This is a genomic window from Kitasatospora sp. NPDC096077 (genome assembly GCF_040303245.1).
Taxonomy (GTDB): domain Bacteria; phylum Actinomycetota; class Actinomycetes; order Streptomycetales; family Streptomycetaceae; genus Kitasatospora.
The window spans coordinates 1-21,089 of sequence record NZ_JBEOSV010000097.1 but is presented as its reverse complement, the minus strand read 5'-3'; the positions used below and the strand labels follow the sequence as shown (position 1 = coordinate 21,089).

The window sequence follows — 21,089 nt, the reverse complement described above, 5'->3', positions numbered from 1 at the left end:
GGGGAGGGTGAGGTCGGTGGGCCCGGGATGCGGGCGGGGTGGGCGGCCGGAGTCCCTAGAGGTGGCCGCGCAGCACGGCGAGCAGGTCCGCGAAGGCCGCCTCGGCCTCCGCCGCCGGGAAGCGCTCGGCGTCCCAGACGAAGCGCACCAGCAGGTCCTCGCCGTACGCGGCGGCGACCGCCGTCGGGGCGGCCAGCGGGCGGCCGTCGATGTGGACCTCCCGACCGGCGACGCCGCCGAGCACCAGCTCGGGGCGGCGCTGCAGGTTCTCGAAGGTGAGCATCGCGTCCAGCCCGCCGGACCACGGCGATCCGGCGGCGCGGGCGGCCCGGACCACCTCGTCGAAGGGGGTGCCGGCGTGCTCCAGGTCGTCCCACCAGGCGTCGCAGAGCGCCTCCAGGTCGGCGGCGGGCCGGCTGGGGACGGCGTGCACCAGGGTGTTCAGGAAGCAGCCGAGCACGTCGGGCGCACCGGGCGGGCGGCCGCCCCACGGGTAGCCGAGCGCCAGCCCGTCGTCGGTGCGGTGCAGCCGCCGGGCCGCGGCCCCGACGGCGTCCAGCAGGGCGGGGAAGACGGCGCTGCGGGCGGCGCCCTCGACGGCGGGCAGCCGCTCGGTGAGCATGCCGGTGGTCCGGGCGGCGGCGCCGCCGGTCCCGGTCAGGCCGCCGAGCCGGCGTCCCCAGTGGGCCTCGGCGGCGGGCCCGGCGGCGGCCTCCTCGGCGGCCAGCTGGAGTTCGACGGCCTGCCGGAAGTCGGCGACCGCCTGCGGGTCGGGGCCCGGCGCGGGCGACCGGTCGAGCCGGTACGCCTCGGTGAGCTCGCCGACCAGCGCCCCGATGGACTGCTCGTCGCAGGCCGCGTGGTCGAGGGCCAGGGCGAGCAACTCCTCGTCGCCGTCCGGCTCCCGGGCCACCAGCAGGCGCAGCGCCGGGCCGTCCAGCGGCCAGTCCAGGAGTGCCGCGCGCAGCGCCGCCTCGGCGCCGGTGCCGGGGGCCACCGCGATCCGGGCGACCTCGACGGAGGGGCCGCCGGTGCGCAGCACGGGTGTGCCGCGCACGGTCGCGAAGGCCCCGCACAGCGCCGGGTGGCCGGCCGCGACGGCGGTCGCGGCGCGGTCCAGTCGGGGCAGGTCGAGGGTGCCGGCCGGGTAGGCGAAGAACAGCGGGGCGAGGTCGGAGCGGGTCTGCGGCGCGAGCCGCCGGGTGATCAGGAAGCGCCGCTGGGCGCCGGTCAGCGGGAGCAGCTCCACCGGGGAGTCGGCGGCTGCGGAGCGGTACCGGGCGAGGTAGGCGGCGGTGATGCTGGCGTGCACGGAACGGTCTCCGGTTTCCGGTGTCGGCTCGGTTCGGTTCGGTTCAGCTCGGTTCGGTGCGGCTTCGGTTCGGTTTGGTACGGCTTTGGTTCTGGCTTTGTTCGTTGAGGCTTCGGTTCGGTACGGCTTCGGTTCGGGGAGCGGTCAGGTGGCAATCAGGGGGCGGTCGGACTCGCGGTCGGGCTCGCGGCCGGATGCCCGGCGTCCTCGGCCCGGTCTTCGTCCGCCCGGGGCTCCTCCGCGCGGGCCTCGGCGGCCGTGGGCAGCTCGCGCATCCCCCGCAGCGGCGACAGCAGCAACGGCACCGGCACCAGCAGGAACCCCACCGCGCACACCCACAGCGCGGCGCGCGGGCCGGCCCAGTCGGCGACCAGCCCGCCGCCGAGCGCGCCGATCGGCATCGTGCCCCACACCAGGAAGCGCATGGTGGCGTTCATCCGGCCGAGCAGCTCGGGTGGGCAGACGCTCTGCCGGAAGCTCACCTGGGCGACGTTGTAGGCGACCGCGCCGAACAGCACCACGCCCGAGGCGAGGCCGAACAGCAGGGCGCCGGCGCCGCCGCCGGACAGCGGCCACAGCAGCGCGAACGGCGCGGTCACCACGGTGGCCAGCCAGATCAGCCGGGCCTGGCCGACCCAGCGGGACAGCTTCCCGGCGCACAGCGCGCCCGCCAGCCCGCCGACCGCGGAGGCGGACAGCAGGGCGCCGATCGCCCCGGGCGAGAGGTCCAGGACCCGCACCCAGAAGACCGTCTGAACGGCCATCAGCACGGCGGAGAACAGGTTGGAGGTGGCGGTGGCGGTGGCGATCGCCCGCAGCAGCGGGTGGCCCAGCACGAAGCGCACGCCCTCGGCCACCTCGGCGCGCAGCGAACTCCCGGGCACCGGTTCCGGCTTCGGCTCGTCGACCCGGATCCGGGTGAGCAGCAGGGCGGAGGCGAGGTAGCCGCAGGCGTCCGCGACGATGGCGAGCGGGGCGCCGAGCAGCTGGACCAGTCCGCCGCCCAGGCCCGGCCCGGCGATCTGCGCCGAGGACCGTACGGTCTCCAGCGCTCCGTTGCCGGCCACCAGTTGCTCGCGCGGCAGGACGGCGGGCAGGAAGGACTGGTGGGCCACGTCGAAGAAGACCGTGGCCACCCCGGTGACCAGCGCGACCAGGTAGAGCTGGGGCATGGTGAGCACCCCGAAGGCCGCCGCCGGCGGGATCGAGGCCACCGCGAGGCAGCGCACCACGTCCGCGCGGATCAGCACCGGGAGCTTGCGCATCCGGTCCAGCCAGGCGCCGGCGGGCAGGCCGACCAGCAGGAAGGCGGCGGTCTCGGCGGCGGTGAGCAGGCCGACCTCGAACGGGGTGGCGTCGAGCACCACCACCGCCACCAATGGCAGGGCCACCAGGGTCACCTGACTGCCCGTCTGGGCCGCCGCGGCTCCGGTCAGCAGGAGCCGGAAGTCGCGGTGGCCGGACAGACGGGACGGACGGGGGTGCGGCTTCTCGTTCATCGGTGCGACTCTCGGTCACCCATTCGACACCGGGCAAGCACCGGGTGCGTTTCCGGACGAACGAAGGGTCGACCGGATCCCGCCACCGCCGTGACCGACCCCGCGCCTTTCTGACTCGGCGTCACCTCCCGGATCCGGATCCGACGCACACGCATCACACGCCCGTCGCTGCCCGTCGGACGAGGAACCGCCGCCCAACACCCCCTCCAAACCGGCACGTTGACCAGGCAGTCCATTTCGCCGTCCGATATCCGGACACCCGCTTTCCGGCCACCGGGGCACCGTGCCCAACTTGGCCGGAATCCATGGAGCAGGCACCTTGCGTAACCCCACCGTGATATCAGCGTGACCCTTCGGAATCACACGCGGGCGCTATGACCGATTGCTCCCGCCGCCCGACCACTCCCCGTCGCCGGCACGCCGGGTCACCGCGAGCACCGCCATGTCGTCGTCCCGCGGCCCTCCCGTCCACCGGGCCACGTCCGCCACCAGCGCCTCCACCGCCTCCCGCGCCCCCGCGAACGGCCCGAGCGGGGCCAGCCCGCGCACCGGGTCGTAGAACTCCCCCGCCGCGTCCCTGGCCTCGGTCACCCCGTCGGTCACCAGCAGCAGCGTGCTCCCCGGCGGGAACGGCCTGCTCTCCACGCCGGGACGCGCCACCCCCAGCACGCCCATCCCCAGCGGCAGCCCCGGGTCCCCGGCGTCCCACCGGCTCACCCCCGGCCCACCGCCGCCCAGCAGGTACGGCCCGGGGTGACCGCAGTCCAGCGTCCGGGCCACCGCCTCACCCGGCGGGAACTCCACCAGCAGCGCGGTGATGAACCCCTCCAGCCGCAGTTCCTCGCTCAGTTGGGCGGCCTCCCGGACCAGGGTGCGCTCCAGGGCGTCCGCGAGCGCGCCCAGGTCCGGCTCCCGGTGCGCGTCCTCCCGGAACGCCCCCAGCAGCACCGACACCGCGCCCACCGCGTGCAGCCCCTTGCCCCGCACGTCGGCGATCAGCACCCGCACGCCGTACGGCGTCGACTGCAACGCGTACGCGTCCCCGCCGATCAGCGCCTCGTCCTGGGCCGCCCGGTAGCAGGCGGCCACCTCCAGCCCCGCCACCCGCCCCGGCGGCTCCGGCAGCACCGCCCGCTGGGCCGCCTCGGCCACCGAGCGCACCCGCGCCAGGTGCCGCCCGTGCCGGGCCACCACCCGGTTCACGGCGATGCCGAGCAGGGCGGCAAAGGCGGTGTTCACCAGCTCCAGGAAGCCGTCCTGGGTGCCGATCGACCCGTCCCGCACGGACAGCACCACGATGCCGACCACGTTCGCCAGCGCGACCGCCAGGGTGTCCCGCAGGCCCAGCAGCGCCCCGGACAGCACGGCGGCGGCCGCCAGCATCGGGTCGCCCCAGTAGTCGGCCGGATCCAGCGAGTTCCACACCAGCCCGCCGACGATCAGCAACCACGGCGCGGCCCGCACGTACGGCGGCCACTGCACGGTCCTCGCGGCCATCGGCGACCTGGCTTCCGTCTCGCCTCCGCACCCGTGCACGCGGTCGGAGGTCGTTCCGATCGTAGGCACGGCCGACGGCCCGGCGCAGGGCGACGGCGGGGTGGCCCCCGGCGGGCTGCACGGCGTCCGGGGCGCGACGGCCGCCTCACCCGTTCGGCGGCGGTCCCGGGCAGGGCCGCCCCGGCCGGGACCGCGCCCGCGCGGGAGGGCCGCCCCGACCCCCGGGGAGGACGGTTCCCCCGGGCGCCGCCGACGACGGAGGCACCCGCGCGCCGACGGCGGCCGATACTGGCGGAAACGGACGCGGCCCACCCGCCGCCCGCCCGGGCGGTCACAGACCTGGAGACCCGGCGATGACTTCACCCGCACCTGCACCTGCACCCTCGGGAACCGGATCCGGCGACGCCGCCCCGGGCCTGGCCGGACGGACCGTCGTGGTCACCGGCGCCGGCCGCGGCATCGGGCTGGCGATCACCGAGGCGTTCCTCGCCGCGGGCTGCCAGGTCGTGGCAGGCTCGCGGACCCGGACCGAAGCCCTCGACGCCCACGTGGCACGGGGCGCGGCGCTCACGGTCACGGAGGTCGACCTCGCCACGCCCGAGGGCCCGGCCGCACTGATCGCCGAGGCCGTCGCGCGCCACGGCGGCGTCGACGTGCTGATCAACAACGTCGGCGCGGTGCGCCCGCGGGTGGACGGCTTCCTGAGCGTGACGGACCGGGACTGGGACTGGACGCTGACCGTCAACCTGATGAGCGCCGTCCGCGCCACCCGGGCCGCGCTGCCGCACCTGCTCGCCTCCGGCGACGGACGGATCATCGCCGTCTCCTCGGTCAACTCCCGCCTGCCGGACCCCTTGGTGATCGACTACGGCGCCGCCAAGGCCGCGCTGACCAACTTCTGCAAGGCGCTGTCCAAGGAGGTGGGGCCGCGCGGTGTGCGGGTGAACACGATCGGTCCCGGCCCGGTGGAGACCGCCCTGTGGCGGGGCGCCGGAGGCTTCGCCGCCACGGTCGGGCAGTCCCGGGGCGTCGACGCCGACGACGTGGCCCGGGCCGCCGAGGCCGGGTCGGCCACCGGCCGGTTCACCCGCCCCGCGGAGGTCGCGGATCTGGCGGTCTTCCTCGCCGGACCCGGGGCCGCGAACATCACGGGCGCCGACTTCGTCGTGGACGGCGGCCTGGTGGACTCGCTGTGACCCGCTGACGGCGGGTCGCCACGGCCTGTTCCACCCGCCCCTCCGGCGGCCCCTCCCCCGGCCCCGGCCGATCGGCGGTGCACACCGTTTCGTTAGAATTCGATCATGAATCGCACACTTGAACAGCCGTCCCCGACGCTGCCGGTCCTGGAGACCGGCCGCGTCCGACTGCGCGACCACCGCCCCGACGACCTCGGCGCCATGCGCCTGGTCTGGGGCGACACCGAGGGCATGCGCCACCTGTCGACCGGCGTCATGGACGACACCCGGATCCGCCGCAAGCTCGACGAGGCGATGGCGACCGCCGCCGAACTGCCGCGCCGCCACTACCAGCTCGCCGCCTGCCTCCGGGGCGACGACCGCCCCGTCGGCGGCATCCGACTCACCGTCGAGGACGCCACCACCGGTTACGCCGGCGTCTTCACCATGGCCCGGAACCTGCGCGGCTCCGGCTGCGCCCCCGACATCGGCTGGCTCATGCTCAAGCTCGCCTTCGCCGAGCTCGGCCTCGACCGGGTGCGGAGCATGACCTCCGTGGCCAACACCGACGCCGTCCGCGCCATCACCCGCTTCGGGTTCACCCCCACCGGCGAGACCGAGCAGTACTTCCCCGAGGCCGACACCACCATGCGCCTGGTGACCATGGAGGTCCGCGCGGACGCCTGGCGCGCCATGCCCGTCCCCGCCGGTCCCGCCGGTCCCGCCGGCCTGAGCTGACGGGCGGCAGTCCGGACCCGTCCGGACGGTGAACCGACCCGCACCGCGTGCCCGGTGCGGCGTCCCCTGAACACCGCCGACGTCCGAACACCGCCGACGTCCGAACACTGCCGACGGCCTCGTGCCGGGTCGTCGGGCCCTCCCCTCCCAGCGGCCCGCGCCGACCCGGGCGAAGCACGACTCCCCGGACGGCGGCGCACCTTCCGACCCGTACGGGTCCTGACCCGCCGCCCGGTGCCTCCCCGCTTCAGGCCCGTCGCGTGAACCGCTCCGCGCCCGCCCCGGCCAGCAGGCCTTCGGGAACCCGCCGCCCGTACGTCACCAGCAGCAGGTGCTGCGCCTGCCCCTCCACCGGCAGCGGGCCCTGCCCGTACGACCAGCCCGTGTCCGTCGCCCGCAGGCACACACCGTCCAGCCGGGCGCCGAAGAAGCGCAGGCTGCGGGCGGAGACCGCGCCCAGCAGGGCGGCGGCCCGCTGAAGCGGCAGGCGCGGGGGCAGGCCGAGGGCCACGGTGACGTCGAGGCCGTGGACGGCGTCGTGGGCGAGGGCCGCGATGCGGCCGCCGACCGGGGGCCGCCAGGGGTGATCGGCGTTCTCGGCCAGGGCGGCGGCGAGTTGGGGCTCGGTACGGGCGGCGGCCTCGCGGCGGGCGAGCCGGTCGGCCATCCGGTGGACCCTGCCCCCGGAGCGGACCAGCTCCCAGAGGGTCCGCGCGGTGGAGTACCGGAAGCCGGTGCCCATGTGCGCGACCACCTCGCGGACCCGCCACCCCTCGCACAGCGAAGGCGAGTTCCACTGCTCCGGGGTGAGGCCGGCGAACACCTCGGCAAGTTCCCGGCGTTCGGCCGCGATCTGCCCGCGGAGCCACTCGACGCCGTGTTCCTGCTGGTCGCGCTGTGTGCTGTTCATGCTCCCAGCCTGCGGCCGGGGCCCTCCGCCCGTCCAAGACCGGGATGTTCTGGCGCCTATGATCATCAGTTATGGAACTCCGGCAGCTCCAGTACTTCGTCACCGTCGCCCGGCACGGCAGCTTCACCCGCGCGGCCGAGCTGCTGCACCTGAGCCAGCCCGGAGTGAGCGCCCAGATCCGGCAGCTGGAGCGGGAGTTGGGGCACCAGCTGCTGGACCGCTCGGGCCGCACGGTGCGGCTGACCAGGGTCGGCGAGGCGGTGCTGCCGCACGCCCGGGCCGCGCTGGCCGCGGCCGCGGCCGCCCGGCGCGCGGCGCAGGAGTTCGACGGCCTGCGGCACGGCCGGGTGCGGCTCGGCACGGTGGCGGGCGCGGCGCTCACCCCGCCGCCCGCGTTGGGCGCCTTCCCCGGACTGGCCACCGCCTTGGCCGCCTTCCGCCAGGAGTACCCCGGGATCGACTTCGCACTGGCCGAGGACAGTACGGCCAGGATGCTCGGCGACCTGCGCGAGGGGCGGCTGGACCTCGCCGTGATCGGCCTGCCCGCCGCCGCCACCGGCCGGGAGGGCGACGACGGCTGGACGGCGCTGGCCGGGCTGGCCCTGCACCCCGTTCTGGAGGTGCCGCTGGTCGCGCTCTGCCCGGCGGACCATCCACTGGCCGCCGCGGACGGCCCGCTGCCCGTCGCCGCGCTGGCCGGTCACGCACTGGTGAGCACACCACCCGGCACCGGGCTGCGGACGGCACTGGAGCGAGCCCTCGCCGAGGCGGGGGCGACCCCGACGGTGGCCGTCGAGGCCGCCGCGCCGCCGCAGCTGGCCGAACTCGCCGCGCACGGACTGGGCGTGGCGGTGCTGCCGGACCCCGGGGCCGCGCCGCCCGGGCTGCTGGTCCGGCGGCTGGTCGAACCCGTCCCCCGGGTGCGGATCGCGCTGGTCTGGTCGGCCGAGCGGCCGCCGGAGCCGCCGACGGCCGCCCTGCTGGAGCACCTGCGCGCCGCCTACCCGGGGCCCTGACCCACCCGGGGCCCTGACCCACCCGTCGCGCCGCCCGGAGGCGGCCGGCTCGACAGCGGCTGCTCGACAACGGCTGCTCAACAGGGGCTACTCAACAGGGGCTACTCGACGGCGGCTACTCGACGGCGGCCGCCCGGCCGTCGGCGAGGTGGAGCAGCGCGGCCGCGCCGTCGAGGGTCTCCGGGTCGAGCGGGAAGTAGCCCTGCCGCGGGGTGGTGTCGGTGCGGGTACGGGCCGTACCCGGGACCGGTGGAGCCACCAACGTCCAGTCCCGGACGCCGGGTTGCAACAGCGCCTCATAGGTGCCCGGCGCAGGTTCGGCGAGTCCGAGCGCTTCGCTGCGCCCGAGGCTGCCCGCCACGAAGGCATAGCGCTCGCCCAGCAGGGAGCCGACGATGTGGCCGGCGCCGTTCCAGCCGCAGTCCAGCTCGCCCTGGGTCCAGGCGCTCGGGTTGCGCTGGAGGTGCCGGTTGTGGGCGAACACCAGGGTCGGCCCGCGCTGCTCCTCGACCGCCCGGACGGCGAGCAGGTTCTGCGCCATCAGGGCGTCCCGCATCCGGATCAGGCCGGAGATCCGGGCGCTCGCGCCCAGGCCCCGGACCGCCGACTGGGCGTGGTAGCGCAGCAGTCCGATCCCGGCCTGGAGGTGGACGCCGGCCCGGTGCCACTCGGCCCGTGAACCGGCCGCGATCAAGTCCGGTGCCCGTACGTAGAGTTGGTTGTGCAGGTCGTCGGCGATGCGGCGCAGCCGCTCGGCCTCGGGGGTGGCCCCGGGGGACTCCGCCGGGTCCAGGATCGCCTCCGCGCGCTCCCAGCGCTCGTCCGCGCCGGTCAAGTCGGCGATGTCCAGGTCGAGTTGCAGGTAGTCGCGGGCGTGTTCGAGGTAGCGGCGCGGGCTGGGCGCGGTGGTGTTCTCGGTCTGGGCGTCGAACCCGTGGAAGGCGAGTTGCTGCCCGGGGGCGCGGTCGCGGTTGTACGCGCGCATCCAGCCGAGGAGTCGGCGGTTGGCGGGGTGCGCGCCGAAGCCGTGCGAGAAGCCCTCGTCCAGGGCCGCGTCGAGGGTGCCCGCGCCGTGCCGGACGTAGTCGTCCACGGCGAGCGCGGCCACCCGGTCGGTCTCCAGGGCGATCGAGCGGAAGCCCTGCTCGACGAGTTGGGCGAACAGCCGGTTGCGGACCAGCCCGAAGGCCGGTTCCTGGTGCGTCGGCTCGCCGAGCGCCAGCAGTTCGCAGGAGGGGGTACGGAAGTCTCGGATGTCCTGACTCATGGACCTCAAGCGTATCCTTGAAAGACCGGTTGAGACTTTTTCCCTCTCGGCCCGGGAAATCTGGAAGAAAGTCTCAAACCGGAGGTCACCACCGTGCGACCCGCCGACCTCGCCCGCGAGCACGGCATCTCGACCCAGGCCGTGCGCAACTACGAGCGGGACGGCTTCCTCCCGCCGGCCGAGCGCACCCCCACCGGCTACCGGATCTACGCCGAGCCGCACGCCGCCGCCCTGCGGGCCTTCCTCGCCCTGGTAGCGGCGTTCGGGCACGCCACCGCGGGCCTGGTGATGACCGCCGTCCACGCCGACCGCCCGGACGAGGCGTTCACCGCCCTCGACCGGGGCCACGCCCAGCTGCTGCGTGACCGGGAGACGCTCGCCGCCGTCCGCCGGGCCGTCGACCACCTCACGGCGGAGCGGCCCGGCGAGCCGGCCGTCGTCCTGCCGACCAGCCCCGGCCCACTCGGCATCGGCGACCTCGCCCACCGGCTCGCCGTCACCCCCGCCACCCTGCGCGCCTGGGAGGCCGCAGGCATCCTCGCCCCGGCCCGCGAGCGCCCCGGCGGCCACCGCTGCTACGGCCCCGAGGACACCCGGGACGCCGAACTCGCCCATCTGCTGCGGCGCGGCGGCTACCCGCTGGAGCAGATCGCGGCCGTGGTCCGCCAGGTCCGCACGGCGGGCGGGACGGCCGGTCTGGCCGAGGCCCTGGACGGCTGGCAGCGGCGGCTCACCACCCGGGGCCGGGCGATGCTCACCGCGGCCGCCCGGCTCGACGCCTACCTTTCGCCCCCGCCGCCGGACGGCGCTCCGGCGACCGTCGGTCGACCGACCGCCAGTCGACCGACCGCTGGTCGGCCCTGACTCGCAGGCTCCCGGCGGCCCCGGACTCGAACCGCCCCTCGCGGGGTCGGCGCACGTCAGCCGACCCGGCTCAGTCGGGAGTCGGTGGGCAGCGGAGCCGCACCCGGCAGTTCCTGCTCGGGCCGTTCGGGGCCGGCCAGCAGGATGGAGCGCTGCAGCCGGCGCAGTCCGGCGGACGGTTCCATGCCCAACTCCCGTACCAGGGTGTTGCGCAGGCGCTGGTAGGCCTCCAGTGCCTCGCCCCGGCGGCCGGAGCGGTGCAGGGCGATCATGTACTGGCCGTGCAGGCTCTCATGGGTGCGGTAGCGGTCGACCAGCACGGTCAGTTCGGCCAGCAGCACCCGGTGCCGGCCCAGCCGCAGGTCAGCCTCGATCCGCTGGTCCAGCGCGCAGAGCCGGGTCTCCTCCAACCGCTTTGCCTCCACGGCGAGTTGACCGCCGAGCGGCACGTCCGCGAGGGCCGGGCCGCGCCAGAGCGCCAGCGCCTCGCCCAACTGACGGGCGGCGAGCGGGAAGTCGCCGCCGTCCATGGCACGGTAGCCGAGGCCCGCGAGCCGTTCGAAGTCCCGCAGGTCGACCTGGCCGTCACCGGTGTTCAGCCGGTAGCCGCCGGCCGAGGTGACCAGGACGTCCTTGGCACCGGGGCAGTCCTTCCGAGCCGTCGACCGCCCCGGCACCGCCGCCCCATCCATCTCCGTATCCGTATCCGCATCCGGGTCGTGGGCGAGCGCCCGGTCGATCAGGTCGCGCAGCTGCAGCACATAGGTCTGCACGGTGGTGCGCGCGCTGCGCGGCGGACGGCCGGACCACAGTTCCTCGGCCAGTGCCCCGGCCGGGACCACCTGGTCGGCGCGTAGGGCGAGCAGGGCGAGCACTTGCCGCGGTTTCGGGGCGGTCGGTACCACCGACACCCCGCAGATCTGGACCCCCAAGGACCCCAACACCCGGATCTCCATGACGACCACCCCAATCCAGACGGGATCGGCGACCCAGACGGCCACCGGCCGGGCGGGCGCCCCGCTGTTCGCGGTCGGCAGGTCCGCTGTGGAGTCCGCCGGGCACCCAACACCCATCCAAAAACAGGACAGACGGTTTGTCAATACAAAACCGAACGCGCTGTTTGTTTTTAGACGGAGCGATCGGCCATGGATCGGCACACCGAACCACCCGACCTCAGGTCGACCTGGAGGCCGGGGCCTGCACGGACACAGCCGCCGCCGACGTCGGCTCGGGCACCGCGGCCGACTCGGGCACCGCTGCCGACTCCGCCTCCCGACGGTCCGCCAACTCGGCGACCACCCGGCCGCCCCGGTCCACGCCCAGGTCCAGGGTGGCCAGCACGCCGGGGACGGCGATGCTCGGCATCAGGTGCTGGTAGAGCACCGCGACCCGGCGCTCCAGGTCGGCCCGGCCGGACATCTTCTGGGACTGGATCTGCACGCCCGTCCAGGCCCCGGTGACCAGCCAGGCCGTCTCGGCCGGCACCACGTGCGGCAGCAGTTCACCGCGGGCTCCGGCCGCCGTCAGCACCGCCTCGGCCCGCTGGATCCAGCCGGGGGCGGCGCCTCCGCTGAGGTCGCCGAACACGTCCTGCCCCAGGGAGAGCCGCGCGCCCGCGCTCAACAGCGGGTCACGCGGCATGAGATGGGCGACCACCATGCCCATGTCCACGAACTCCTGGAGCTTGCAGTGTCGTTCGGGCAGGTCGTCCTGACCGAACTGCTCCTCCACCACGCCCTGGGCGAGCTCCCGTTTGGACGCGAAGTGGAAGTACACCGCGCCGCGGGTCACCCCGGCACGCGCCACCACCTCGCCGATCGTCGCGCCCTCGTACCCGTACTCGTCGAAGACCGAGGCCGCCGCCTCCAGGATCAGCCGCCGCGTCCGGACCGCCCGCTCCTGCCGCGCCATCGCAACCACCCCACCCGAAACGCTCGGCAAACAAAACCAAACACCCCGTATCTTACCCGCCGGCCAGCCGAACGACCCTGTCTTCCCAGGCCTCATGGAGCCGCCTTCGAGCGCGGAAAACCGCGTGGACGGTACGCGGCCGTCCGGTAACCGCCACCCAGACCGGAGCCCCCTGAAGCGGAACCCACCCTCCGACTTCGCCCCATGCCGCCCACCGGCCGTCCGCTTGTGATAATGCACGCGTCAATCACGATCCCCGGAATACCCGCAGGTGAAAGGCAATGGATTGGCCAAGAAGGCCAATCAATCGGACACGTACGAGCGTCACGGACGTTGACGCGGCCACGCTAGGCCGCCGACGAACCTTCGTCCTGGCTCCTTGAAAACCAAACCGGTAGGTACGTATCTTACGAGCCCTGAGCAGCCCACCCCGCCCATCCCGGCCCTTTGGAGCGCTCCCCATGACTCTGCTTGCCGACCGCACCCCTGCCCTGACCCCGGTCGCGACGACCTTCGGAACGGCCCCCGAGCCGCTCCGACCGCTCGCCCTGGCACCCCGGCTGACCAGCACCGTTGCCAAGGAGTACGTCCACCGGGCCTGCCACGCCGAGGTCTTCATCACCGGCAGCGAGCCGCTCGGCGACACCGTCTTCGCCGTCACCGCCCAATGGCCGCGGGCCCACACCTTCTTCAGCACCCCGGACGGCACCCGGCACGACCCGATGCAGGCCGCCGAGACGATCCGGCAGGCCGGGCTCTACCTCGCCCACACCCGGTTCGGGGTCCCGCTCGACCACAAGTTCATGATGTGGAACCTCGACTACGCCACCCGCGACCGCCAGCTGTTCATCGGCGCCACGCCCACCGACCTCACCATCGAGGCCAGACTCGTCCCCCAGCCACGCCGCACCCGCAGCACCGTCGACTTCACCTTCAGCGCCACCGTCCGCCGCGGCCCCTACCTGGCCGCCACCGGCAAGGCCCGCTTCACCACCGTCCCGGACTCCACCTACCGCCGCCTGCGCGGCGCGCGCCCCGGGAACGGTTCGACACCGTCCGCCCCCGTGACCGGCGAGCCGCTGCCGCCGGCCCGGGTCGGCCGGCTCCGCCCCTGCGACGTCGTCCTGAGCCCGACCGGCACGGCCGGCAGCTGGCACCTCACCCCCGACCTCCGGCACCCGATCCTGTTCGACCACGCCGGCGACCACGTCCCCGGGATGGTCCTGCTGGAGGCGGCCCGCCAGGCCGCCAACGCGCTCAGCGCACCGGTCACCGTCACCCCGACCGCCGCCGCCACCACCTTCCACCGCTACGCCGAGCACGACGCGCCCACCACCGTCACCGCCCGGCACACCCCCGGCGAGGAGCCGGACAGCCTGACCACCACCGTGACCGGACACCAGCACGGCGAGCCGATCTTCACCACCGTCCTCACCGGCCTCCCCGATCAGCGCTGACCCCGCCGAGCCGGCCCGTCCCCACCCGTTCCCGCCGGCCCGCCACCGCACGACCCACCCGCTCGTCCGCCCACCCGGCCACCCCACCCGGCCCGACCGACCCGCACGGCCCGTCCGACCTTCCCGGTCGACGGGCCGTCGGCTTCACCGCCCACCAGCCGACACCTCCCCGGGACTGGCACCCGGCGAACACCTGCGCGAGGATGTCAGCCCTTGGATCCGCTGTTACCGGGAGTAAACAGTGAGTGAAGTCGCTTCGCACCAGCATGAATTGATCAGACTGACCGACCGTCCGGGCACCGACGACGCCCCCGGCCGGGACGGACGCAACGGCGGACGCAGCGTCCGGGTACGGGTCCTCGGACGGCACGCGCCGGGTTCCCTGCTCGGCCACGACTGGCTGGACTGCGAGATCACCGTCACCGCCGACTCGGTGCGCGGGCAGTTCGTCACGCTGGTCACCGAACGCCAACTCCGCAACTGGCAGGACGCCTTGGAACGGCTCGCGCTCGGATTCGCGGTCCGCTGGCTGGACGAGGAGCACGGACCGGAGCTACGGATCGAACCCGGACGGCCCGGCGGGGTCTGGGTGACCGTCTCCGACGCCGAGGAGTCCGGCGTCACCCTCCGGGTCGTGCTCTCCCCCGCGGCCGACTGGCTCGACCAGCAGCGCACCCTGCTCAAGCTCGTCCGGGACGCCTACCCGTTCGAGGTGGTCGAGGTCGCCCCCGGCGTCCACGCCTGGCGCGGCCGACCGGCCGTCGATCAGTTGCCCGAATGATCGTCAACTCTCTTTCACTGCCAGGGATTCCGTCCGGCCGAGCGAGCGGTCAGGGAGGACGAGCAGAAACAGCAGCGCCGCACCGCCGAGCATGAACAGCGCGAGGTGGTGCAACCCGCCCGTGGTGGCGCCGTGCGGGAAGAAGGCCGCGTTCGCGGCCGAGGCCGCCATCGCCCCGAGGTACATGAAGGTCCGCAACAGCCCGGCCGCGGCGGCGATGGCGGCCGGGTCGGCCTGGTGGTAGAGCGCGGTCTGGTTGGCGAGACCGATCAGCCCCTGCGGCACGCCCGCCAGCACCCCGACCACGATCAGCAGCACCGGCGGACTGGTCGGCCCCGCCGCCAACAGGGCCGCGCAGGCCGCCATTTGGACCGCCGCGCCGACCACCAGCTTGCCGCGCACCGCCGGGCGGCGCCCGGTCAGGGCGGAGACCGTCAGGGCGCTCAGCGACAGCGGGAGCAGGACCAGCCCGGCGGAGGCGGCGCTCAGGCCGCGCCCCTCCTCCAGCCACTGGGTGTAGCCGTAGAGGAAGGCGTAGGTCGCCGTGTAGCCGAGCACCTGGCGCAGATAGGTGGCGACGAGCGGCCGGTTGCGGGCGAGCGAGCGCAGGTCGATGAACGGACTGCGGGCCCTGCTCTCCCGGACCGCGAAGCCGACCCCGGCCGGCACGGCGAGCGCAAGCAGGTACCAGTGCGCGGCGCTCGGCTCCATCACGAACAGCATCAGCGCCAGCAGCAGGACCGCGAACAGGACGATCCCGGCCCGGTCCAGCCGTTCCCCGCCCTCGCGGCGCGGCGCCGCGGCGGGCAGCCGGGCCGCCCCGAGCACCAGACAGGCCAGCGACAGCGGGATGTTGACGGCGAAGATCGTCCGCCAGCCGCCTAGCCCGATCAGCACCCCGCCGAGCGTCGGCCCGACCACGGCGATGGTCTGGTTCGCGACCGCGAGCACGGTGAGCACCCCGGTCGGACTGCTCCGCCCGGTCCGCTCGGCCTCGCTGCGGGTCAGGTGCATCGCGGCCGGGTACGCGGCCGAGGTGCCGATCCCGAGCAGCACCCGGGCGACGATCAGCAGCCCCAGGCTCGGCGCCAGTACGCCGACCAAGCCGGCCAGACCGACCAGGGCCGTCCCGGCCAGGTACAGCCGGCGCGGGCCGTAGCCGTCCACCAGGCGCCCGATCACCGGCTGGCCGACGGCGGTGGCGAGGTAGAGCGCGCTCACCAGCCAGGCCGTCTCGGCGGGTGGGGCGCCGAAGGCGGCGCCGATGGGCACCAGGGCCACCGCGATCATCGAGGAGTTGATCGGGTTGAGCACCGAGCCCAGCACCATCGGGGCGAGCAGCCGCCGGTTGAACCCGCCACCGCTGTCCGGCCCTTGCACGCCCTCCGACCCCGGCGCGGCGGTCGGCCCCGGCACGGCGGTCGGCCCCGGCGCTCCGGTCGCTTCCCGGCGACGGTGGCGGAGCCGCGCCAGCAGCGCCGACGGGACGGCTGTCGTCACGCCGCTCACCGCCGGTTCAGCCGGTCGATCAGGGGCAGCGCCGCCAGCACGGTGGCGCGCTCGGCCTCGGTCAGGTCCTCCTGCAACGCCCGGGCCAACCACTCCTCGCGGGCCCGTCGGCTGTCCGCGATCCAGGCCACTCCGGCCTCGCTCAGGTCGACCAACTGGCGGCGCCCGTCCTCGGGATCGGGCCGACGCGCGACCAACCCGTGCTCCTCCAGCCCGGCCAGCGTGGCCGCCATCGACTGCGGCCGGACCCGCTCCGCGGCGGCCAGCGCGCTCGCGGGGGCGGCGCCGTCCGTGATCAGGCGGTTGAGCACGGCGGTCTGCGAGGGGGTGAGGCCACTGGTGCCCTGCCCCTTCTCCTGGAGGGTCCGGCGCAGTCGGCTGAAGACGGCGCGCAGCTCCCGGGCGGCGAGCACGGCGGAGTCGGCAGCGTCGGCCACGTCGGCGGAATCGATGGAGCCGATGGGGCCGGGTGCTTCCGGCCTGGCCGGGGTGGTTCGCTTCTCGGTCACCGGTCCACGGTAATTTCATCAGTCCAAACTGTCCAGTCTTGCTGTACATCTGGACCGGCACACCCATCGCCTCCACCCACCCGGACGGCCCGGAATAATGGCGCCATGATCGACAAGCAGCTCCGCGTCGTCCTCGCCGAGGACTCGGTGATCCTCCGTGACGGAATGGTCGAGCTCCTCACCGCCCGCGGCTGCGCCGTGGTCGCCACCGCCGGTACGGCACCCGAACTGATCGCCGCCGTGGCCGAGCACCGGCCCGACGTGGCCGTGGTGGACATCCGGATGCCGCCCACCCACACCGACGAGGGCATCCGGGCCGCGGTCGAGATCCGGACCGCCACGCCCGGGGTCGGCATCCTGGTGTTCTCCCAGCACCTGGAAACCGCCTGGGCGGCCCGGCTGCTGGCCGGCGGCGCGGCCGGCATCGGCTACCTGCTCAAGGAGCGGGTGGCCCGCACCTCCGAGTTCGTGGACGCGCTGCGCCGGGTCGCCGACGGCGGCACGGCGCTCGACCCGGAGATCGTCAACGGGCTGATGCACGGCGGACGGCGCAACCGGGTGGACTCGCTCACCGCCCGCGAGCGCGAGGTGCTGGAGCTGATGGCCCAGGGCCACTCCAACCGCTCGATCGCCGGGCTGCTGGTGGTGTCGGAGCGGGCGGTGGAGAAGCACGTGGCGGCCGTGTTCACCAAGTTCGACCTGCCCGCGACGGACGCCGACAACCGACGGGTCAAGGCCGTGCTGGCCTACCTGGCGGACACCGGGGCCTGAGCGGCGGAGGAGCGAGGGGCAGACGGGCTCACGGCCCACCGCCGCTCGGGCCGTGGGCCGTGGACCGTAGCCCGTGGGGCGACCGCCGTCAGAGTCGGCTCGGCAGCTCCGCGGTGACCACCGTCGGACCACCGGGCGGGCTGTCCACCCGCAGCACTCCGTCCACCGCAGCCAGCCGCTCGGCCAGCCCCGCCAGTCCGGTGCCCGCGCCGATCAGGGCGCCGCCGCGGCCGTCGTCCCGGACCGTCAGCCGGACCCGCCCGTCGACCGCACGGGCGGTCAACTCGGCCGTGCGCGCGCCGCTGTGCTTGGCCAGGTTGGTGAGCAACTCGGCGGCGCAGAAGTAGACCGCGCGCTCGATCACCTCCGTCGGCCGCTCCCGCAGGTCCAGCCGCAGTGCCACCGGCACGGGTGCGGTGGCGGTCAGCCCGGGCAGCGCCTCGGCCAGACCACCGTCCAGTGCCACCGGGTGGATGCCCCGGGTGAGCCGGCGCAGCCCGGTGATGGTGTCGTCGGTCTGCCCGCGCGCCCGGTCGACCAGGGTGCGCAGCCGCCGGACCTCGGGCCCCGGCGCAGCCCCAGCCGCCGCGGGGTCCAATCCGGGGGCATCCGGCCCGGAGGCGTCCAGCTCCCCGAGCGCGTCGTCCGCCAGCGACAGCGTGATGGCCAGCGCGACCAGTTGTGCCTGGGTGCCGTCGTGCAGGTCGCGTTCGAGCTGCCGCAGCCGGTCCGTGCTCTCGGCCAGCAAGGTGGCGCGGGCGAGCTCCAGTTCGCGCACCCGCTGCTGTGAGCGCACCGGGCCGAGCAGTGCCCGGGCCAGCGCGCGGTTGGCCCGGCTCAGGCCCCGCAGCACGGCCGGTGCGACGGCCAGCACGGCGAGGCCGGCCGGCACCCCGGCGACGTCCAGCCAGTCGACCGGACGCGGGCCCGGCTCCAAGAGCCGCACCCAGAGCGGGAATCCGGCCAGCCACACCGCGCTGAGCGGCAGCCCGACCGCGGTCAGGAAGCCGAGTGCCCCGAGCGGCAGCCGCAGCAGGAGGTAGACCAGTGCCCGCCAGCCCACCGGATCGGTGAGCACCGCCCGCCCCCGCGCCAGCACCCCCGAGGGGCGCGCCGACGCCGGGGGTGCGGCGACCCGTTCGCCCAGCAGCCGCCCCACCAGCCACCGGTGCAGGCCGCCGAGCCGCCGGGCCCCGACCAGGGCGGCCACCACGAACGGCAGCCCCAGGACGGTCAGCGAGAGCAGCGCCCCCGCGTAGAGCGCCGCCACGGCGTACACCCCGCCCAGCACTCCGAGCGGCAGGCCCAGGACGGCGAACGCCACCTCACCGCCCCGAACCGACAGGCCCCGTCGCCACCGAGTCACCACACGCCTCACCATTCACTGATCAACCGGCCCCCAGCATCCTCCACGTCGGCCCCGGACCGCCGCACGCCCGGACCATCCGTCAGCTCATCCCGCCACCTCTCGTCCCGCCACCTCCTCCACCCGGCTCGACCGTCCCGTCCCGCCGCCTCACCCCCGCTCCCCGCCCACCTCCTCCACCGCGCGCCCGCCGATCGCCCAGAGCCCCGTGCCCACGATCCCCGGCACCGTGAGCACCGCCGCTCCCGCCACCACCCAGCCGCAGGCCGCTCCCGGCACCACCGGCAGCACCGAGCCCGTGACCGCCCGGCTGAACGCCCCGCCCGCCGCACCCGCCACCGCCGCACCGAGCAGCACGCCCACGGCCGTGGTCAGGGCCGCCTCGACCGAGAGCATCCGCAACAGCTGCCGACGGGTCGCCCCGACCAGCCGCAGCAGGGCGAACTCCCGGCGCCGCTCGGCGGTCAACGCGATCAGGGTGTTGACCGTGGAGACCGCCGCGAAGCAGACCAGCAGGCCGAGTTCAGCCTGCCGCAGCCAGACGTCGCTGGCCTTGGTGACACTGGTCGCGGCCCCGGTGGCCCGGGCCGCCTGCTCGGCGGTGCCGGTCATGGTCAGCAGGGTCGCCGCCAAGCCGACCAGCAGCGCGACCGGGACCACCGCCGAGGAGAGCCGGACCGCGTAGCCGCGCAGGTTGGCGTCCGCCAGCCAGCCGACCCTGGGCAGCAGCACCCGCAGCGGGGCGCCGAGGACGGCCGCCAGCAGCCGGGCCGCCACCGGCCCGAGCAGCGCGACCGCGACCAGCAGCACCACCGCACCGAGCAGGGCCGCCTGCCCCGCCTTGTCCAGCTCCCCCGCCGACTGACCGGCGGCCAGTCGCAGCAGCAGACCGCCGCCCCCGAGCACCACCAGGCCGGCCAGCAGTCGGACCGCGCCGGCCCGGCTCTGCCCGGCCGCGCTGTCGGTCAGCGCAGCGGCCGGCGCCGGCCGGGTGATCCGCCGGACGGTGAGCGCGCTGGCCGCCAGGCCGACCAGCAGCGCCACCCCGAGGGCGATCAGCACCGGCAGCGGCGCCAGGGGTATCCGCAGCCCGGGCCCGGCCATCCCGCGCGCCTGCAGCGCGGACAGGAAGGCCCGGGCGGCGAGGAGGCCCGCCGCGCCGCCGGGGACGGCCGCCGCCAGGACGGTCGCCAGGACCTGGAGCCGCACCAGCCGCCGGATCTGGCGGGGCGTCGCCGCGACGGTGCGCAGCATGGCCAGGTCCCGGTGCTGCTGGCGCAGCGTGAAGCCGAGCGCGTTCACCACCACGAACAGCGCGACCAGGACGGCGATCTCACCGAACGCTCCCCCGATCACCGCCAGGCCGGGCCCGGCCGCCGCCCGCCGCTCGGCCGCCGGGGCCGTCAGCTGCTCGGCGATCAGGGAGCCGAACAGCGTCACCGCCGCCACCGCCAGGAACAGCGCCACCGCGAGCCCGGCGAAGGCCGCCGGTCGGCGCCGGATCTGACCGACCGCCAGGGTCGCCACGGAACCACGCATCGCCCTCACCCGCCCAACCGGCTGAGGCGCTCGCCCACCTGCGCCGCCGTCGGCCGGACCAGCTCGTCGACCAGCAGGCCGTCGGCCAGCAGCAGCACCCGGTCCGCGTAGCCCGCGGCGACCGGATCGTGGGTGACCATCACACACGTCCGCCCGTCCTCGTCCACCCCCGCGCGCAGCAGGGCGAGGATGTCGTGCCCGGTCGCGCGGTCCAGCGCGCCGGTGGGTTCGTCGGCGAACAGCACCTCGGGCCGGGCGGCCAGCGCGCGGGCGATCGCCACCCGCTGCTGCTGCCCGCCGGAGAGCCGGCCGGGCCGGTCGTGCTCCCGCCCGGCCAGGCCGACCCGGGCGAGCGCCTCCCGCACCAGGGCCCGTTCCGGCGGGGCCCCGGCCAGCCGGCCGGGCAGTTCGACGTTCTGCGCGACCGTCATCGCGGGCATCAGGTTGAAGGCCTGGAAGACGAATCCGACCCTGGTGCGCCGCAGCTCCGCCAGCCGCCGCTCGGGCAGGCCGGACACCTCGGTGTCGCCCCAGCGGACGGTGCCCCGGCTGGGGCGGTCCATCCCGGCCAGGCAGTGCAGCAGGGTGGTCTTGCCCGAGCCCGAGGGCCCCATCACCGCCGTGAAGGTGCCCGGCGCGAAGGCCGCCGAGACCCCGCGCAGGGCCCGCACCGCGGCCGCACCGCGCCCGTACTCGCGGTGCAGCCCCTCGGCGGCGAGCACGGCGCCCGCCACCCCGTCGTACGCCGCCCGGGCGGCGGCTGTCGTCATCCCGTTCATGCCCTCAATCCTGGGCATCCGGGGCCGGCGGCGCGATTGTGCTGGCCCCCCAATCCGGCGTTCGGAAAACCGAACCCCGCAGGTGGTGCTAGGACGTGTCTGACAATTCGCGTCGGATCAGCGCGCGGCGTCGGGGTGCGTGCATCGCAAGGCGGAGGAGGGAGTCCATGCGGTGGGGGCACCTCCCGG

19 protein-coding genes are annotated in these 21,089 nt (G+C 75.1%); 7 read left to right on the top strand and 12 right to left on the bottom strand.

Translation table 11 applies throughout. The annotated features are described in order from the left end of the window. Nucleotides 1-55 precede the first annotated feature (55 nt). From ABTZ03_RS41235 to ABTZ03_RS41225, 3 genes are all read right to left on the bottom strand, one after another. A complete protein-coding gene (locus tag ABTZ03_RS41235) occupies nucleotides 56-1,312 on the bottom strand; it encodes an amino acid adenylation domain-containing protein (RefSeq protein ID WP_350518381.1) in 1,257 nt (418 codons plus the stop codon). A 155-nt stretch (nucleotides 1,313-1,467) separates the two neighbouring features. After that, complete coding sequence (locus ABTZ03_RS41230) at nucleotides 1,468-2,811, bottom strand: MFS transporter (RefSeq protein ID WP_350518380.1); 1,344 nt, start codon at nucleotides 2,809-2,811, stop codon at nucleotides 1,468-1,470. Nucleotides 2,812-3,183: 372 nt separating this feature from the next. Beyond that, nucleotides 3,184-4,308, bottom strand: a complete 1,125-nt coding sequence (locus tag ABTZ03_RS41225) for a PP2C family protein-serine/threonine phosphatase (protein ID WP_350518379.1) — start codon at nucleotides 4,306-4,308, stop codon at nucleotides 3,184-3,186. A gap of 353 nt (nucleotides 4,309-4,661) precedes the next feature. Here ABTZ03_RS41225 and ABTZ03_RS41220 point away from each other — a divergent pair, with 353 nt between their 5' ends. Beyond that, entirely contained in the window at nucleotides 4,662-5,504 is an 843-nt protein-coding gene (locus ABTZ03_RS41220; protein WP_350518378.1) for an SDR family NAD(P)-dependent oxidoreductase, read from the top strand. Nucleotides 5,505-5,609: 105 nt separating this feature from the next. Next, entirely contained in the window at nucleotides 5,610-6,221 is a 612-nt protein-coding gene (locus tag ABTZ03_RS41215; RefSeq protein WP_350518377.1) for a GNAT family N-acetyltransferase, read from the top strand. A gap of 247 nt (nucleotides 6,222-6,468) precedes the next feature. On the opposite strand, the gene ABTZ03_RS41210 is transcribed toward ABTZ03_RS41215, so the two are convergent. Beyond that, the gene (locus ABTZ03_RS41210) at nucleotides 6,469-7,131 is read right to left on the bottom strand and encodes a maleylpyruvate isomerase family mycothiol-dependent enzyme (protein WP_350518376.1); all 663 of its coding nucleotides are present in this window, start codon (nucleotides 7,129-7,131) and stop codon (nucleotides 6,469-6,471) included. Between the two features lie 71 nt (nucleotides 7,132-7,202). Between ABTZ03_RS41210 and ABTZ03_RS41205 the strand changes: the two genes are divergently transcribed. After that, a complete protein-coding gene (locus ABTZ03_RS41205; RefSeq protein ID WP_350518375.1) occupies nucleotides 7,203-8,147 on the top strand; it encodes a LysR family transcriptional regulator in 945 nt (314 codons plus the stop codon). Between the two features lie 115 nt (nucleotides 8,148-8,262). Here the strand turns inward: ABTZ03_RS41205 and ABTZ03_RS41200 are convergent, their stop codons facing one another. Continuing rightward, a complete protein-coding gene (locus tag ABTZ03_RS41200; RefSeq protein ID WP_350518374.1) occupies nucleotides 8,263-9,414 on the bottom strand; it encodes an erythromycin esterase family protein in 1,152 nt (383 codons plus the stop codon). 93 nt (nucleotides 9,415-9,507) lie between these two features. Between ABTZ03_RS41200 and ABTZ03_RS41195 the strand changes: the two genes are divergently transcribed. Beyond that, on the top strand, nucleotides 9,508-10,278 hold the full coding sequence (locus tag ABTZ03_RS41195; RefSeq protein ID WP_350518373.1) for a TioE family transcriptional regulator: 771 nt from the start codon (nucleotides 9,508-9,510) through the stop codon (nucleotides 10,276-10,278). 56 nt (nucleotides 10,279-10,334) lie between these two features. Here ABTZ03_RS41195 and ABTZ03_RS41190 read toward each other — a convergent pair whose 3' ends face one another. Next, nucleotides 10,335-11,234, bottom strand: coding sequence for an AfsR/SARP family transcriptional regulator (locus ABTZ03_RS41190; protein ID WP_350518372.1), 900 nt, complete (start codon nucleotides 11,232-11,234; stop codon nucleotides 10,335-10,337). A 217-nt stretch (nucleotides 11,235-11,451) separates the two neighbouring features. Further along, nucleotides 11,452-12,189, bottom strand: coding sequence for a ScbR family autoregulator-binding transcription factor (locus tag ABTZ03_RS41185; protein ID WP_350518371.1), 738 nt, complete (start codon nucleotides 12,187-12,189; stop codon nucleotides 11,452-11,454). Between the two features lie 461 nt (nucleotides 12,190-12,650). On the opposite strand from ABTZ03_RS41185, the gene ABTZ03_RS41180 reads away from it, so the two are divergent. Further along, nucleotides 12,651-13,646: a ScbA/BarX family gamma-butyrolactone biosynthesis protein gene (locus ABTZ03_RS41180; protein ID WP_350518370.1), complete on the top strand. Its 996-nt coding sequence runs from the start codon at nucleotides 12,651-12,653 to the stop codon at nucleotides 13,644-13,646. A 271-nt stretch (nucleotides 13,647-13,917) separates the two neighbouring features. After that, nucleotides 13,918-14,427 (top strand): DUF5959 family protein, encoded by a 510-nt coding sequence (locus ABTZ03_RS41175; protein ID WP_350518369.1) that lies wholly within the window; start codon nucleotides 13,918-13,920, stop codon nucleotides 14,425-14,427. A 3-nt stretch (nucleotides 14,428-14,430) separates the two neighbouring features. Here the strand turns inward: ABTZ03_RS41175 and ABTZ03_RS41170 are convergent, their stop codons facing one another. Continuing rightward, entirely contained in the window at nucleotides 14,431-15,843 is a 1,413-nt protein-coding gene (locus tag ABTZ03_RS41170) for an MFS transporter (protein ID WP_502894759.1), read from the bottom strand. A gap of 89 nt (nucleotides 15,844-15,932) precedes the next feature. Then, nucleotides 15,933-16,373, bottom strand: coding sequence for a MarR family winged helix-turn-helix transcriptional regulator (locus tag ABTZ03_RS41165; RefSeq protein ID WP_350518387.1), 441 nt, complete (start codon nucleotides 16,371-16,373; stop codon nucleotides 15,933-15,935). A gap of 177 nt (nucleotides 16,374-16,550) precedes the next feature. Here ABTZ03_RS41165 and ABTZ03_RS41160 point away from each other — a divergent pair, with 177 nt between their 5' ends. Beyond that, entirely contained in the window at nucleotides 16,551-17,216 is a 666-nt protein-coding gene (locus ABTZ03_RS41160; RefSeq protein WP_350518368.1) for a response regulator transcription factor, read from the top strand. A gap of 88 nt (nucleotides 17,217-17,304) precedes the next feature. Here ABTZ03_RS41160 and ABTZ03_RS41155 read toward each other — a convergent pair whose 3' ends face one another. The 3 genes from ABTZ03_RS41155 to ABTZ03_RS41145 all read right to left on the bottom strand — a co-directional run bounded on the left by ABTZ03_RS41155 (nucleotide 17,305) and on the right by ABTZ03_RS41145 (nucleotide 20,891). Continuing rightward, nucleotides 17,305-18,540, bottom strand: a complete 1,236-nt coding sequence (locus ABTZ03_RS41155) for a sensor histidine kinase (RefSeq protein ID WP_350518367.1) — start codon at nucleotides 18,538-18,540, stop codon at nucleotides 17,305-17,307. Nucleotides 18,541-18,732: 192 nt separating this feature from the next. Then, the gene (locus tag ABTZ03_RS41150; protein WP_350518366.1) at nucleotides 18,733-20,121 is read right to left on the bottom strand and encodes an FtsX-like permease family protein; all 1,389 of its coding nucleotides are present in this window, start codon (nucleotides 20,119-20,121) and stop codon (nucleotides 18,733-18,735) included. Nucleotides 20,122-20,126: 5 nt separating this feature from the next. Next, nucleotides 20,127-20,891: an ABC transporter ATP-binding protein gene (locus tag ABTZ03_RS41145; protein ID WP_350518386.1), complete on the bottom strand. Its 765-nt coding sequence runs from the start codon at nucleotides 20,889-20,891 to the stop codon at nucleotides 20,127-20,129. Nucleotides 20,892-21,089 lie beyond the last annotated feature (198 nt).